The 15,403-nt window shown below is 39.3% G+C and carries 13 protein-coding genes; 3 read left to right on the top strand and 10 right to left on the bottom strand.

Going from position 1 to position 15,403, the window contains the following annotated elements; translation table 11 throughout:
* Positions 1–147 precede the first annotated feature (147 nt).
* The 3 genes from J7W08_RS06710 to J7W08_RS06700 are packed head-to-tail and all read left to right on the top strand — an operon-like array spanning position 148 to position 3,859.
* The gene (locus J7W08_RS06710) at positions 148–792 is read left to right on the top strand and encodes a hypothetical protein (RefSeq protein WP_233083772.1); all 645 of its coding nucleotides are present in this window, start codon (positions 148–150) and stop codon (positions 790–792) included.
* Positions 793–819: 27 nt separating this feature from the next.
* Positions 820–1,176 carry a hypothetical protein gene (locus J7W08_RS06705; RefSeq protein ID WP_233083771.1) on the top strand — a complete coding sequence of 119 codons (357 nt, stop codon included), beginning with the start codon at positions 820–822 and terminating at the stop codon, positions 1,174–1,176.
* Positions 1,169–3,859: a DNA polymerase domain-containing protein gene (locus J7W08_RS06700; RefSeq protein ID WP_233083770.1), complete on the top strand. Its 2,691-nt coding sequence runs from the start codon at positions 1,169–1,171 to the stop codon at positions 3,857–3,859. Before J7W08_RS06705 ends, J7W08_RS06700 begins: the two co-directional genes overlap by 8 nt.
* 281 nt (positions 3,860–4,140) lie before the next feature.
* Here the strand turns inward: J7W08_RS06700 and J7W08_RS06695 are convergent, their stop codons facing one another.
* From J7W08_RS06695 to J7W08_RS06650, 10 genes are all read right to left on the bottom strand, one after another.
* Positions 4,141–4,971 (bottom strand): hypothetical protein, encoded by an 831-nt coding sequence (locus tag J7W08_RS06695; RefSeq protein WP_233083769.1) that lies wholly within the window; start codon positions 4,969–4,971, stop codon positions 4,141–4,143.
* A 17-nt stretch (positions 4,972–4,988) separates the two neighbouring features.
* On the bottom strand, positions 4,989–6,032 hold the full coding sequence (locus J7W08_RS06690; protein ID WP_233083768.1) for an RES family NAD+ phosphorylase: 1,044 nt from the start codon (positions 6,030–6,032) through the stop codon (positions 4,989–4,991).
* 264 nt (positions 6,033–6,296) lie between these two features.
* Positions 6,297–7,136 (bottom strand): DNA-3-methyladenine glycosylase family protein, encoded by an 840-nt coding sequence (locus J7W08_RS06685; protein WP_233083767.1) that lies wholly within the window; start codon positions 7,134–7,136, stop codon positions 6,297–6,299.
* A gap of 38 nt (positions 7,137–7,174) precedes the next feature.
* Positions 7,175–7,765, bottom strand: coding sequence for an indolepyruvate oxidoreductase subunit beta (locus J7W08_RS06680; protein WP_233083766.1), 591 nt, complete (start codon positions 7,763–7,765; stop codon positions 7,175–7,177).
* Entirely contained in the window at positions 7,762–9,567 is a 1,806-nt protein-coding gene (iorA, locus tag J7W08_RS06675; protein WP_233083765.1) for an indolepyruvate ferredoxin oxidoreductase subunit alpha, read from the bottom strand. The genes J7W08_RS06680 and iorA overlap by 4 nt, the downstream gene beginning before the upstream one ends.
* Before the next feature lie 187 nt (positions 9,568–9,754).
* On the bottom strand, positions 9,755–10,288 hold the full coding sequence (locus J7W08_RS06670) for a hypothetical protein (RefSeq protein ID WP_233083764.1): 534 nt from the start codon (positions 10,286–10,288) through the stop codon (positions 9,755–9,757).
* Positions 10,289–10,361: 73 nt separating this feature from the next.
* Positions 10,362–11,171, bottom strand: coding sequence for a C39 family peptidase (locus J7W08_RS06665; RefSeq protein ID WP_233083763.1), 810 nt, complete (start codon positions 11,169–11,171; stop codon positions 10,362–10,364).
* A 284-nt stretch (positions 11,172–11,455) separates the two neighbouring features.
* A complete protein-coding gene (locus tag J7W08_RS06660; RefSeq protein WP_048204903.1) occupies positions 11,456–12,889 on the bottom strand; it encodes a right-handed parallel beta-helix repeat-containing protein in 1,434 nt (477 codons plus the stop codon).
* 15 nt (positions 12,890–12,904) lie between these two features.
* The gene (locus tag J7W08_RS06655; protein WP_048204902.1) at positions 12,905–14,614 is read right to left on the bottom strand and encodes a right-handed parallel beta-helix repeat-containing protein; all 1,710 of its coding nucleotides are present in this window, start codon (positions 14,612–14,614) and stop codon (positions 12,905–12,907) included.
* A 285-nt stretch (positions 14,615–14,899) separates the two neighbouring features.
* Positions 14,900–15,403 (bottom strand): hypothetical protein, encoded by a 504-nt coding sequence (locus J7W08_RS06650; RefSeq protein ID WP_048204901.1) that lies wholly within the window; start codon positions 15,401–15,403, stop codon positions 14,900–14,902.

Below are 15,403 nucleotides of genomic sequence, written 5' to 3'. Positions count from 1 at the left end.
CTATAGCCTGATGACAAACACAATAAGAATTCTAACAACAATGTCTCCTTATCTCAAGGAGAAGCTAGAACAGAAAGCAAAAGAATATGGATGCTCTCAGGCCGAGGTCCTTAGGACATCGTTTATTAGGCTCTTGGAGGCTGAAAAATGAGCCGAATGCAATTTTCTGAAAAGTATCGGACCTATGGCGAATGGCTAAAGGCTCAACCAAGAGATACCAGGTATGCAAAAGAGATCATCAGGAAACATACCCTGAACCCATCAGCTACGCTCACTACCCTCCGTAAAATGAGGGTATCTGATATTGCACCTGCTTTTAGTCCTTTTAACAAGCTTTCTCCTGAACAGCGAGAAATGAGAACAAGGGCACTCTACACATTGAATGACATGAGGAAAGGTAAATCCCTCACATCAGCAGCAAAGGAACAAGGAATCAATGTGCAGGATGCTCTAAAGCATCTTGGAAAAGCCGTTTATAAAAAGAATGGTCGTTGGATTGCAACAAAAACAGACAGCATTGAGAGGGGGAGATGGTTCTACTCCAATGGTAAAAGGATTAGTGTTGTAATCAAAAGCTCAAGAGATGCATCTCTTATCAGCAAGTATCTCAATGCTGTCAGGATTGCTGTAATAACAGGACCTGCAAAAAAACTTGAAGCGTTCAAAGGTGTCACAATAAAGGGAGCAGATGGAAAAGATTACCCATTTGAAACCGATCTTGAAAAGTTGTATGAGTTGAAACTGCAGATCGAAAATCCTGAGCTTTTACCAATATACGACGACAGAAGCTAAACAGCTCTAGTTCAAAGAGGGAGCGGTTTGTCCAACGAGGATTTTATTTCACAGATAAAACAACAGGCTAAGACTGAACAGCTTGTTAAAAACGGCATCTGTGAAATTTGTGGAGAAACCAATCCTTATGCTTTGAAGATTTATGAAAATCATCACATTTCCACAAGAGGTTTTTCGGATGAAACTAGAGTTCTTTGTCTGAACTGTCACGCTGCTGTCACGCATTTTCAAAATGAACTTCCTCCAAAATTCAGATCAAAACAATTACCGTTAGAGGAGAGACTAGACTATGTTCGACTTTCGCATGCAGCATTAAGTAAACGGATGGCTGAGATTGAAATTGATCTAATAAATAAAAGATATGAGGGGCTAAAAAATGAATAATGCTGCATTGAGGACTTTCTCAACCAAAAAAGATGAGAAGAAACGATCCTTTTCCACGCATAAGCAGGAAACTCCTGATTTTTCCAGAGTTCTCACTTTTGATACAGAAACAACAGCAGATGAATTCCTTAACTTGAAATTTGGCTCATTCATGGTACATGAGAATGATATATATCAATATGCAGGATTGTTCTGGGACAAGAGGCACATTTCAGAAAAAGAGTATAAAGTACTGAAGATGTATGCAGAAAAGTACAACATACGTTTATTCTCCCTTAAAGAGTTCATCAAACTCTTTTATTTGGAAGTCTATGAAAAGAAAACGCTCTGTATTGGTTATAATATCAACTTTGATCTATCACGGATTATTCTTGATTATGGTCATGGTAGATATTCGGGCAAGGATGGTTTTTCCCTCGTACTTAGTGAAGATACGACTTACCCAAGACTACGCATAAAGCATCTGACTGGGAGATCATACAATGTTGAGTTTACCAGGGCAAAGGGAAAGTACAGAAAGGAAAAAACTTTCAAAGGACATTTTCTAGATATAAGTAACTTAGCTTGTACTTTGACTGACAACAAGTCACTTACACTTGAAAAAGCCTGTGAGATATTTGATACTCCAATTAAGAAAAAAGCAACAGCTGAGCATGGAAAAATCACTCCAAAGTACATTGATTACAACATAAAAGACGTAAAGTCCACTTACGAGCTATTCAAAAAAGTAAGGCAGGAGTATGAAAGGTATCAGTTGGACATTCCAATGACTGATATTTACTCTGCTGCATCTCTTGGAAAACAGGCACTTAATCAATTCAATATAACTCCTTTTATGCAACAAAATCCAGAGTTTCCTTCTGAAATTCTCGGAAATCTGATGAGTGCCTACTATGGAGGGAGATGCGAATGTAGGATAAGGAAAACGCCTACAAAAGCCACAGTTTTGGACTTCTTCAGTATGTATCCAACAGTAACACTCCTTCTTGATCTCTGGAAATTTGTCATAGCAGACAAGATTCATTACGCCGACGATACAGAGAACGTTCGGCGATTAATCGAGACATTCACCTTTGATGATGCACTCGACGGCGATATGTGGGAGCAATTGAACGTCGTTGTTGAAATCGAGCCTGATGGCGATATTTTCCCCGTTAGGACGAAGTATGGCGGGGAGGATGGAACGTTCAATATCGGCATTAATTACTTAACGTCGAATGATTCGATGTACTACTTCCTCCCTGATATTTTAGCATCAAAGCTGCTTACAGGCAAGTCTCCTAAAATTAAGAGAGCTATCAGGTTCATTCCCGAAGGTATACAGGAAGATCTCAAAGAATCGGAGGTCTATGGGGTTCATGTAAACCCAAAGGAAGATAATCTTATCAAAGTCCTTGTTGAACGCAGGCAGGAGATCAAAAGGGAAATGAAGAAAGTGTCCAAGGACTCTCATGAATATGATGTACTGGACGCTCAGCAGAGAGCTTTGAAAATCCTCAATAATTCTACTACATACGGAATTTATATTGAGATGCATCCAAAGGATGGAGAAAAACTGGATGTGTACAGTAATGTTGAATTTGAGTCTGAAGGCAAATATGAACAGCCAGGTAAATTCTTTAATCCTATAATCGGAGCAAACATTACAGCAGGAGCAAGGTTATTAATTGCGATTGCTGAAAGGTTTGTGCTGGACAAAGGAGAAGTTCACGCTTACATGGATACAGATTCAATCTTTGTTCCCCCTTATCTCGCAGAAGAATTAAGCCATCTATTTGATTCATTAAATCCTTATGATTTTGATAAGCCGATTCTAGAAATAGAGGATGGGATGGAAGATATCTGGTTCTATGGAATCAGTTCCAAGAGATATTGCTTGTTCCACAAAGTTGGAGATAAGATCATCATTCCTGAAGGGAAGAAACTGTTCTACAAACTACATGGTTTAGGACATATTACAAACCCATTCAAGAGGGAATTGCAGGAAGGAGACCAATGGCATAAGAGATTGTGGGAAGACATTCTCAGGCATCATTTCCGTCCTGAAGAACTACCTGATATATTGGAGAAATATGAGAACTATGCAGTTATCTCAAAACTTGCAGTTTCAACGGGAACAGTCCTGAGACGGTTCAAAAAAACGAATGAAGGGAAACCATTTGATAAAAGAATCAAGCCTTTCAACTTTATGCTTGTTGGTAATGGTGCATCTATCAATGAGGGTGGTGAGAAGGTAAAGCCTCTTGCTCCTTTCAACAAGAATCCACAGGTTGCAATTGAGAAAGAGTTTATTGACTACAATACAGGAGATACACTTCAAGGAAGGCAATACTGGAAGCTACTAAGTGATGTGTTCCTGGATTACATCAATCATCCTGAAGCTAAGTTTGAAGGAGATGTTGGTGTGCTGCAAAGAAGGCACTTAAAGACTACTGGGTGTGTATATATTGGCAAGGAAGCTAATAAGGTCGAAATGCAGGAGCTTGAGAGCAATCACGTTGAGATATATCATGATTTTGAAATGATTAGAAAATTCATTCTAGGGCTTACTCCTGCTGAAGCTAGGTGTATTGGGATCAAATACAGGAGTACGTTGAAAAAACTGAAAGATAGGGTAATGGAAGGGATTTTTAAAACGAATACGAAGGAGATGAAAAAGGTTTTAGAAGCAATGTACCAGTGAAGTTTCCATATTACCCATTTTGGAACCAAGATCTGCATTCAGAAATGAATATATAAAAAGCAAGGTATAATTAGCACTACTTACAAAAATATGAAGTGATTAAAATGGGAGAAACTCTAGAATTTTTGGAAAGCATATGTGAAGGTTGTGAACATTATTTCAATTGTGAATGGGACCATAACCCTGAAGAATGTCCGCATGCAGATTTCAGTTGAATAAGAATCTCTAGAAATGTTGAGGGTTATACCCAACATTTATTATTTTTATGAAGTTTTTCTTTTTTAGTAAAATGGATTTGGTGTTCTCGGTTCATGAATCCACCATGGTAAAGATATAGTGGATGAGAAAGATATTGGTCTGTTTGGATCAGGAAGTTCAGTAGATTCTATTGATGTTGAAATAGAATCATTATCAAGAGAAATATTCAGGAAATCACTTAGTTTTAGTTTAATCAAAGGAACATATAATTTTGCATAGATTTTTTTTATTGTTTCTGTTATTTCTATCGATTTGAGCCACCACATTTCTGGAATTTCATAAATGGTCATCGTATTGTCTTTGCAAGCTTCCATAATTATTTTTTTCCCATTCTTTTCATTAAAAGAGGGGATAATCCTAAGACCATGCTTATAAGCAGTATAGAGATTGTACCAACGATTATAAAATTCAGATAATATCAAAATATCTTCTTGATAACGTTTACAACTACGAATATATCGACCTATATCTTCGTATTTTATGTCTATTTCATGGTAGCCCATATACCTAAAAAGCAGTTTTTCATCGGCATTCATTACTTTGTCAAAAAAATCTTTTATTGATGCTTCTGGCAATGAAGATATTATTTTCATAAAGTTTAATAGATTCTTATTTTTTACACAAATTGCAAAAGCCGCTAATTCCCCACAATATTGAACGGCATTTATAATCATTTCAATTTCAATCATTTGCCTTAGATTTTCATGTTGCGATTGTTTGAGGTTGGAAAAAACATCTTGAATATCATCATGTTCTTTTTCAAGCAACACTTGTTTTAAGTACCTATATTCTGAAATATAACCTGATGCAAAAAGCATATTTCCAATATCATTTCTTTTTACCTCTTCATCCATACTACTCAATCCTTAAATTAGTTCATTGACTCCACTTTTTCGATTAAGTAAATAAAATCCCAATTAAAGTCTTCTTTGGATTTATCCTTAAATATTACATAGTTAGCTCCTTCAAAATCATATCTACTCTTATATTTGATTCCATCAAAACCTGCAAAGATGGCACAATCAGCAACAAAACGCGTAAATACATACTCTGGTTTTTCCCAAGAGTTTTCAGAAGGAGAATTATATATAAGAGCAGAAGTAAGGATTGCCTTATACAAATCCTCATCTAATCCTTTATTGTAAATATAAGACCCATGAAAGTCTGTTAAATCTAGTATTTTTAATGGATTTAACAGCTTAATTGTCGCAATACATTTTGATTTCGTTTGAGTGGGATCAATTTCTTTGCTACAGATTTCTTTTGATGTTGCAACATATAAGTGTCCATGGGCTAAGTGATTAAACCTACCTTCAAAAGCTTTGGAATCTGGTACAGCTTCCATTTCATCAGGATTTAACAGGATATCTGGGTTCTCAGTAACTCTACCCCTGTAAACATTAGTGTTCATTTTTGTGGCAGTGGAAAGATCTGCAAGTTTCTTAATTAAATTCAAAGTGCTTTTTGCCAAGGAATTTGTCATCAGTAAAAATGGGGTGGATGCAGCTATTATCGATATTTTTTCAATATCATCTTGGTACTTCTCAGTATCAAGCACAAATTCGTCATAAGGATAAATACTGTATTCTAATGAATGAAAACAAAAAGGACAGCAAATGCCCTTCAAATATTTTTTAAATTCGTCAGACGTATAATATTTTAATAACAAAGTTCCGTGATAAAAACAATCTAACGGTATCATATTCAGTTCAAGTGTGCCGTCCGCTAAATGAATGCCCTTGTATTTTTTCTTGAATTCATTAATACAATTATCGCATAAAAAAAAGTTTGTTGAAAACCAAGATTCCATTTCTTCAAAAAATATGACATCAAAAAAAACGTCTTTTAGATAATCATCCATAAAGTCATCATCATCATTTTTAATTTTATCTTTTTGTTCTATAGAATTTTCCATACAGTAACTATGGAACTTAATATAATAAGTCAATGGTTTATATCAAAATCTTGGTCAAATACACACAATGAATAAATAATGTAAAATTCAATGTTCGATAAATTTTAAGCGTACACTTTTTTCGCGTTATATATATCCCCGAAGTATTCTGCGAGGGGTTGGATTCGAACCATCTCACTTTTGTATAGGGCAGCAACTATGGTTTAACAATCGGGGTAATTTTAACCAAATTATTTGAACAGCGTGGGAATATACTGAGTAGGATCAGATAAGCCCCTCGAGACGCTTCTGGTAAAACAAATATTGCTGGGCATAGCCGCAGTATTTCCCGAAATAGTGTCTTCCCCAGTTCCCGATCTTTGTCTTGGTGGCCTTGCCTTCAAAGAACGGGTCGTCGCCATAGTAGGTCCTGACAATCTTTTCCACATGTGTATCCACAGGGAAACCTTCCATCTTGTCAAAGGCGAATAGCACGATACAGTCAGCTACCTTCTCGCCGATACCCTCCAGTGACATCAGTTCCTTCTTCGCATCATGATAGTCAAGTCTGAAGAGGTTATCAAGAACGATATCCCCGGTGACAACAACATTTGCTGCTTTGATTATTCTGGCTGTCCTGAATCCCATCTTGCATTCACAAAGATCATCATAGCAGGTTGCTGCAAGGTCTTCTGGTTTTGGGAAGCTGTAGAGTCCGTCTTCCAGTTCTTCTCCGAACATTGCTGAAAGCATGGATATGTTCTTCTTTATCCTCGGGATGTTCGAAGCGGTGGCAAGCATGTAGGAGATCAGGCATTCCCACGGGTCCTGGCGAATCAGGCGCAATCCGCGATACTTGTTGATCGCGATGTCCATGTGCTCGTCCTTGTTGATCTGCTCGAATATCGCGGGCAGGTCGTCGTCGAGCCTGAAGTAATGATAAAAGAAATCTTCATCAAGGGATGAATCGACCAGAAGTTCACCTGTCTTGGGGTCCTGGTTTATGCGGGCAACTGCACCGTTGACCACGCCTGTCCACCAGTCTCCGTTCTTGTCCCAGCGGAATACCTGGCCGCAGTCAAGCGTATAATCCAGGTTGAAGTCCTCTGTCCTGATGGTGTACATCTCTGGTCTTAAAAACAAAAAGAAATTGAAGTATGGTCTTACTTGACCATGCTTCTTCCCGTTTCAAAAGCCTTTACGTTCGTGTCAATGGTCTTTGGAGGGACCATTTCCTTAACGCGATCAAGCAGAGTTTCTGTCTTAATCGGCAGGAAGTTGGAGACTGCTCCGACAAGCACGACGTTCATTGCCTGCCTGCTTCCGGCCTCTGCTGCCATTTCGGTAGCGTTGAAAGCGATGACACGATGTGTTTCCTTCAGCTTTTCCACGATGCTGTCAACGGATGGATAGGTTGCCTTTCCTGTTGTGACAGTGACCGGGTAGACTGATTCGGTGTTCATGATAATGACACCGTCGTCTGCGAGGTACTCGATGTAACGGAGGGCTTCCACCGGCTCAAGTGCGAGGAGGCAATCTGCACCCTTGAGTGGGATCATGGAACCAAGTTCGCATCCGATACGGACGTGGTTGACAACTGAACCGCCACGCTGTGCCATTCCGTGGGTCTCTGCTGCTCTTACGCCTTTTCCTTCAAGGACTGCTGATCTTCCGATGATGTCTGATGCAAGGATGGTTCCCTGACCACCGACACCTGAGATCACAAGATCGAATTCAGAAGCTTTGCTGCTCATTTCTGCACCTCCACGATAGCATCGAACTTGCAGGTCACACTGCAGAGTCCACAGCCTGTGCACATTGCATTGATATGTGCTTTCTTTGTTTCCTTATCGAACTCGATTGCAGGACATCCGAGGTTGACGCACATTCTGCATCCGATACATTTCTCCGTATCTACCTTGAAAGGTACACGTCTGACACCTGCTCTGCGAGCGTGGATGACACATGCCTGTCTGGTGATGACCACGGAAGGACCTTCGAAGTCCTTTGCACGCTTGAACACTTCTTCGGTTGCCTTGACATCGTATGGGTCAACGGTTTCCACGAACTCGGCACCGAGTCCACGGCAGAGGAGTTCCATGTCGATCTCCTTTGTAGGCTCGCCTGTGGATGTGAGTCCCATGCCAGGGTTTGGCTGGTGTCCTGTCATTGCGGTGATACGGTTGTCAAGGATGGCTATTGTGATGTTGGACTTGTTGTAGACAGCATTGAGCAGTCCGTTGATACCTGTATGGAAGAATGTGGAATCTCCAATGGAGCAGCAGATAGGCTGCTTCTCGCCTGCATTGTAGATGCCTGATGCAACGGTGATACTGCCACCCATACAGAGTGTTGTATCGACGGTTCCGTTCTGTACACCGAGTGTGTAACAACCGATGTCACTTGGGAACACAGCTCTCTTGCCGAAGACCTTTAGCATTGCATGGTAGGTAGCACGGTGTGAACATCCCGCACAGAGTGCTGGTGGCCTTGGTGGAAGTTCAAGTTCTGCTTCAGCGATCTCCGGAACATCGACTTCGATGCCGAATGCTTTTCCAATTGCCCTTACGCAGGCATCGGTGTTGAGCTCGCTGACCCTTGGGACGTATCCGCCTGTCTTGCCGAGGATCTTCACAGGGCTTTCGATGTCCTTTGCGAGGACCTTGCAGCGGTCTTCGACTATTGGTTCAAGCTCTTCGATCACAAGCACTGTATCACACTGCTCGTACATCTTCTTGATAAGACCTTCAGGAACAGGATATGCTCCGATCTTCAGGAAGGATGCTTCCAGACCGAGGTTCTCCATTGCTTCCTTAGCATATACTGAGGCCAGACCTGATGCGATGACACCGATCTTTGAATCCTTGTTGATAGTAAGTTCGTTCCATGGTGAGCTCTCAAGCTCTTCCATGATACCTTCCTGTATTCCAAGAAGGTGTGGGTGACGAATTACTGCATTGCTTGGTACCATTACCCAGCGTGAGGTGTCCTTCTCGAACTTTGCCTCTACCTTGTGGTCGGTTATTGTTCCGAGCTCGATCTCGGATTTGCCGTGTGATATCCTTGTTGTTGGCCTGAAGATCACAGGGATCTCGAACTTCTCGGAAAGCTCGAATGCGTATGGGATCATGTCCTTTGCTTCCTGTGGTGTGGAAGGGTCAAGACATGGCATAAGTGAGAATTCGGAATACTTGCGTGTGTCCTGTTCATTCTGTGATGAATGACATGCAGGATCATCAGCGACAATGATGATCATTCCACCCTTGACGCCCATGTAGGCAAGTGTCATAAGAGGGTCTGCTGCAACGTTTAGACCGACGTGTTTCATTGTCACCACAGAACGCACACCTGTCATGGCAGCTCCTGCAGCAACCTCCATAGCAACTTTTTCATTAACTGACCATTCAACGTAAAAATCACGTTCTTTCATTGCAGATAACGTATCAACGATCTCAGAAGAAGGCGTACCGGGATACCCGGAGATAACTTTACCTCCTCCTTCCACAATACCGCGTGCGATCGCCACGTTTCCAAGCATATACTCGCGTGTGCTCATGTTAATCTCCTGCCGTTTTGATAATAGTCCATCATTGATAAATATGTAGGTAAAATCCGGCAGGTGATTGTTTTTTAGATTGTTGGTTGTTGTACGTTGGTGTATGGGTATTGGCTATTCTCGCGATTGTTCAGCTTCTTCATGATCCGATTTTCCAACCATCAATTAACATAATCGATCTTGCTTATCACTTTAAGTCAGTTTCAATCAGGAGGCCACCTAACAAATCCAATCTGGATTCTCCATAATATGGATGTGGATTGTCAAATTCTTCTTTAATCAATACATCGATCGATATGTAATAATCCTTTCCAGATTCCAGATCGAAGGTACATTCATATGAGTCAGTTTCCTGATAGTGTAAAACGGTCTCTTCTTCGAATTCCAGATGAGCATTTCTATCAATATATGTTCCATTAATTGGAGACGAGGATTTTATCTGGATAATAACAGGTAAGCTATCTGTCATATCACCTTTATTGGTGTGAAGAAAGGAGTCCTTGTACAAGTAAGTGAGATCCATTGACAGAGTAACTCTTGAATGCGTTTCGTTTATTTTAATAGCATTAGTCTCTGTGTTTTCAATGTAAACATTGCTTCCAGGTAGATCAGACTCAAACGGGAAGTACCAGGCGACGATCACGATCAAAGACATTACTGTCAGAATGCCTAAACCAATAAGGGTTCTTTTCAGCGGGAAATTTATGCTTCTAAGTTTCATGACTACATCCTATATTTGCATTGATAAAGATAAAAGTGAAACAATGTTTCACTTTCTAATTTTTACCGTGCTCTTAACCCAAATATGAATACCCAGTTGATGAAGTATCAGTTGATCCTGTGTATTCATAGACATTTTCTTCATAATTGAAGGTAGTATCATCTGTATTGAGCCAATACATTGTATTTTCCCCATTTACAGTGTTTGGATCATTTAACTTGAAGTATGGATTCAGGGTTGAATCATAGTATCCTCTAAGAACTACTGCATGACAAGTTCCCCATCTACTTTCTTCTGTAAGATAGAAAGGTCTTCCATCATCAATCATGCTTTCTATTTCATCAATTGTATCATAAAATGATCCTGTTTTTAGTCCTCTGGTCAAATATACTCCTTGGTAATCCAAATAATCTTGTGCTTCATTGGCATTCATTGGATCACAACCATTAAAAACCCAGATACTCCATATCGATGGATGGATGCCGGTCCAGTACTCATCAAGCATTGCAGCAGATGTTTCACCACATGCTTGGCCAGCAGCATCTAAATCATTCTGATTATAGTAGATTTCCCATTGACTCCTCTGAGGGACAGTCAAAAATTTACTAGTGCTTTTAGTTGTTACAGCTGGCTGTACATTTTCATACATACTGATTGAGTCGCCACGAAGCCCAATCTGGCATTCTCTTCCATCGATTATGGTAGTCCCAACAAATCCACCATGACCATCTTCATAGAATTCTCCATGCAGATTATAGATTCCTTCTTTATCTTGAAGATCAACATATGTTGCATACATTTCTGTTGCTCCTTCATAGCGGGTCATTGTCCTGTTGCCGACTTTGGTGTAAATGGGTTTTGCTCCTTCTGGGGGCTTGCCCATAAAGTCCCCTACATTGTGGTCAAATGCCCCACTTTATAGTCAAATAGCCCACTTTATGGTCAAATCGCATATCGGCAAACTATTTCCGACTATTACAAGGACAGAAAATCATCATTTGGTTGTAAATGTACAATATTAAAATTTCATCAATATTGCCACTTTGTCCGAAAAATAGGACACTTATTGGACAACAACATCAATTTTTGGACAAAAAATAAAATACATTAAATCCCCTCGCTTTAACTGCCACCCATCAACAGTTTCTTAATTAATCCTGTTGCATCTCATTTTCTTCGCATAAACATAAATGCGATTCCCAACATGATCAATGTCAACACGGAACCGATAAAAGGCATCTCGGTAATTCCCCTATCGTTGATGTAGTTGATACCAATGTTATTTTCAGAAACATTTGCAACGAGACCTTTGCCATTGTCGAATAGATGATTTCCACTTACGGTGTTGTTATTGCTGGAATCTTCAAGGAACTTGCAATATTTGAAATCATGTGTCACGATATCGGTATTCACTCTTTTATTATTGGATTGATTGAGGTTGATACCGTGATAGTCGTTCAAGTTTGCAGTATTGTTAATAATCGTGTTGAAGGTGGAAGACTTAAGGTATATCCCATGTACTTTGTTCGAGTTTGCAGTGTTTCCCTCGATACTGTTGTTACTGATTTCATTCAGATATATACCATATTGTTCGTTCGAATTTGCAGTATTGTTGATCAATGAGTTATGGTCGCTGTAATAATACAACAGGATTCCGTGCTCATTATTCGAAGCAGTGTTGTTTCCCAGATAATTGCCCCAGGAAAAATCATTAAGATAGATTCCATGTTCACCGTTTGAATTTGCTGTGTTGCCTTCCAGCACGTTGTAATGAGAAGAATCAAGGTAGATACCGTCACGTTTGTTGAAGTTTGCAGTGTTATTTATAAGTGTGAGATTTGAGGCTTCTCTAATGTAGATACCATGTTCGTTGTCCGAAACTCTGTTATTGATAAACGTATTGTCGTTGCTATAAAAGTGCAAAACAATAGCAATCCCGTTGTTCGAAATGTTGTTATTGTTAAATGTGTTATTAGAGCCTCCATACATAAGGATGCCTCCTTCATTGTTCAGTACAGCATTATTACTCAGTTCGCTGTTGTTGGAACTCGACAAAAAGATGGCGATACGGTTGCCTGATGCAGTATTATTACTCAGTACATTATTGCTGGATCCCTCCAAAAAGACACCTATGCTATTGTTGAACAATCGATTGTTAGTAATAATACAACCTTGGACCTCAGTATCCTTTACGGGAACAAATACAGGAACTCCATCAAGATATATTCCATAGGCAGGACTGTTTTTTTCAGTGCTATTGGCACCTGTTATGTTAAATCCGCTGATTGTTACGTTATTCGCAGTCACATGAAATACAGAATCATTTGAGTCTGCTGCTTGAACAGCCGTATCATCTGGATTTCCAGATTCAGAGACTATCGCTAACTCCTTGTCCACATCAATGTTTTCTGAATACTTCCCTGGATGAACAAGGATTGTATCACCATTGGTTGATGCGTTGACGGCTGCCTGAATGGTAGTATAATCTGCATTTCCATTATCGTTGACGATAATTGTATCCGCTGTCACGTTACTCGATGTTATTATCAAAAAGACAATTGTTATCGCAATATAGATTGCGTTACTTGATTTCATTTGCATCTACTTACACTCCTTTCAATCGATTCCGCTGATTATAACGAGAATGAATATAGCAATACAAATTGAAATTATAAGGGATAGTTTTGTTCTTCTTGCTCCAAAATAACCAATTAATCCATAAAGTACCATAAATGGAGATACATCAACAATTGCATTCCATTGCAACCAATATCCAAGATTCATTATAGATTGGGGATCGAGCATTCCCAAAAGAATATCTGCATATATGAAGAAAAGAGGGATTAGAAATACCCCTGAAAGCGTTGAAAAAAGCTTATCTTCCGTTGTATATCCATAAAAAATTATGACTGCTGCAGGCAGGCCGAATTCCAGGAATCTTATAAACAAGTAATTCCACAGGAGAATAGAAATTATTGTTTCCAGCAAATGTAGTTCATATATAACTCCAATCAATGCAGGTAGAAGTGGAAGTAACAAAATCATTGAAACAGAGATAATCGATTTCTTCTTGCCAATTTTATCTTTGAGCAAATATGAGGTACTAAGCATAATTAGTATTAGCAAGAACACAAACGCTAATGCCTTCAAAAAAACTTCGCCTTTGATATTGTTATTACTCAAAGTATTGTACTTGGAAGCACTGTGATATATACCGTACCTCTCGTTCGAGCCATCATTATTTTCCAGAAGATTCCAATGAGAAAACTTAAGGAAGATGCCTATGTCGTTGTTTGATGCAGTGTTATCTCTAAGCTTATTATTGTTAGAAGAAAAGAGAACTATTCCATATTTTTCATTTGAATTTACCTTGTTATATTCCAAAGTGTTATTTTTATTATACCCTCTCAAAGAGATACCAGCATGATTATTCGATACATTGTTATTGATGAGAATATTATCGTTGCAGTAACTCTCCAAGTAGATACCATCTTTATTATTTGATGCAGTGTTATTTTTCAATGTGCAGTAGCTTGATCCAATAAGACGTATCCCAATAAAGTTATTCAATGCGATATTATTGTCTAAGGTGTTGTTATCGGATGCCTCAAAATAGATTCCACAAGTAGTGTTTGATACGGTATTATAACTCAGGAAGTTGTTCTCGGAATTGGTAAGGCGGATTCCATGAATGCTGTTAAAGGCATTATTCTTATTCAGATTATTGTATGTAGAATGTTCCAGAAGGATCCCATTCTCAGAGTTGTTCAACGCGGCGTTGTTGTCTAGTATGTTGTAGTTTGAATCGATAAGATGGATGCCGCCAATGTTGTATGTTGCAATATTGTTACTCAATGTGTTGTTGCTGGATGCTTCAAGAACGAGTCCATAAAAAACATTGGAGAATTGGTTGTTGTTAATGACACAATTATGAACTCCATCGAGATAGATTCCAGGTACGGAATCCTCCCAGTAACGTTCAACGCCGTCCTTCACATAAAATCCACTGATCTTTACTTCGTCTGCAGTTATATGAAATACATAATCACTTGAATCTATGGCTTGAACAATGGTGTCTCCTAGATTTCCTGATTTTGCAACTATCGTTAACTCCTTGTTCACATCAACGTATTCTGAATATATTCCAGGATAAACAAGGATAGTATCACCATTGTTTGCAGCGTCAATTGCTGCCTGTATGTTAGTATAGTTTGCACTCCCATTATCATCGACAGTAATTGTATCTGCCGCAGCACCACCTGTGACCATAGTTAAAAAACCAATTGCCATCGCAATGTAAAATATGTAGCATGATTTCATTTGCATCTATTACAACTCCCCAACATCGGCAATATATTTCAATTAGAAGTAGATAAATACATCGGGCAAAAATGTTAACTGTGTGAATATAGATGGTGAACCAATATCCGTATTTGCTTAAAAATGTAGAATATAAGAGTGGGAGCTAACAGACCTTTGTCAACTGGCTGTGATTCTGGCTAGGTAATTTCCATGGGAAAACGTCAACAACTTTGCATCTATTTGAATCATTTTTCGGACAAAAATGTGAATTATCGGACAAATCGATTTTTCGTACACAGCAGACTTTTTTCATGCTGTTGTAAAACCAATCTGATAGTACGCATCTCCCACTTTAATAACACTAGATCCCTTTGAATCGAGGAATTCAATGGTCCGTGTCCATTCGCCAGGATTTGCTTTCACATACGTTTGGGTCTCAATGGCTTCCTTCAGAGCAGGGTAATCGTTCAACTCTTCTTCGGTCACAACAACAAATTCTTCGGGCACAAAGTCTAAACGATCAGCATCAATCTCTGTTGAATACGTATGACGGTGTGCACTCCACGCAAAAAAACCTACAGAGATCAGAAGCAACGCCATGAATGAAATGACAAACGCCTTTGCTACAAATCCAGCCGATCTTTCCTTATAGGCCAGTATCCCAGTACCAAATAACACCCAGTATACAAGCAACATCAAAAAGGCATTTGTGGGTGGATGTATGCCTCTTAGAATATATCCGCTCAAGAAAAATGTGAAGATGCCTATACAAAAGAACACAATCCACTTGCTTTCGATACCAAATATTTCCAT

Source organism: Methanococcoides orientis, from assembly GCF_021184045.1.
In the GTDB taxonomy this organism is placed as follows: Archaea; Halobacteriota; Methanosarcinia; order Methanosarcinales; family Methanosarcinaceae; genus Methanococcoides; species Methanococcoides orientis.
Note: the sequence above shows the minus strand (reverse complement) of the source record. Positions and strands in the feature narration are given on the sequence as shown.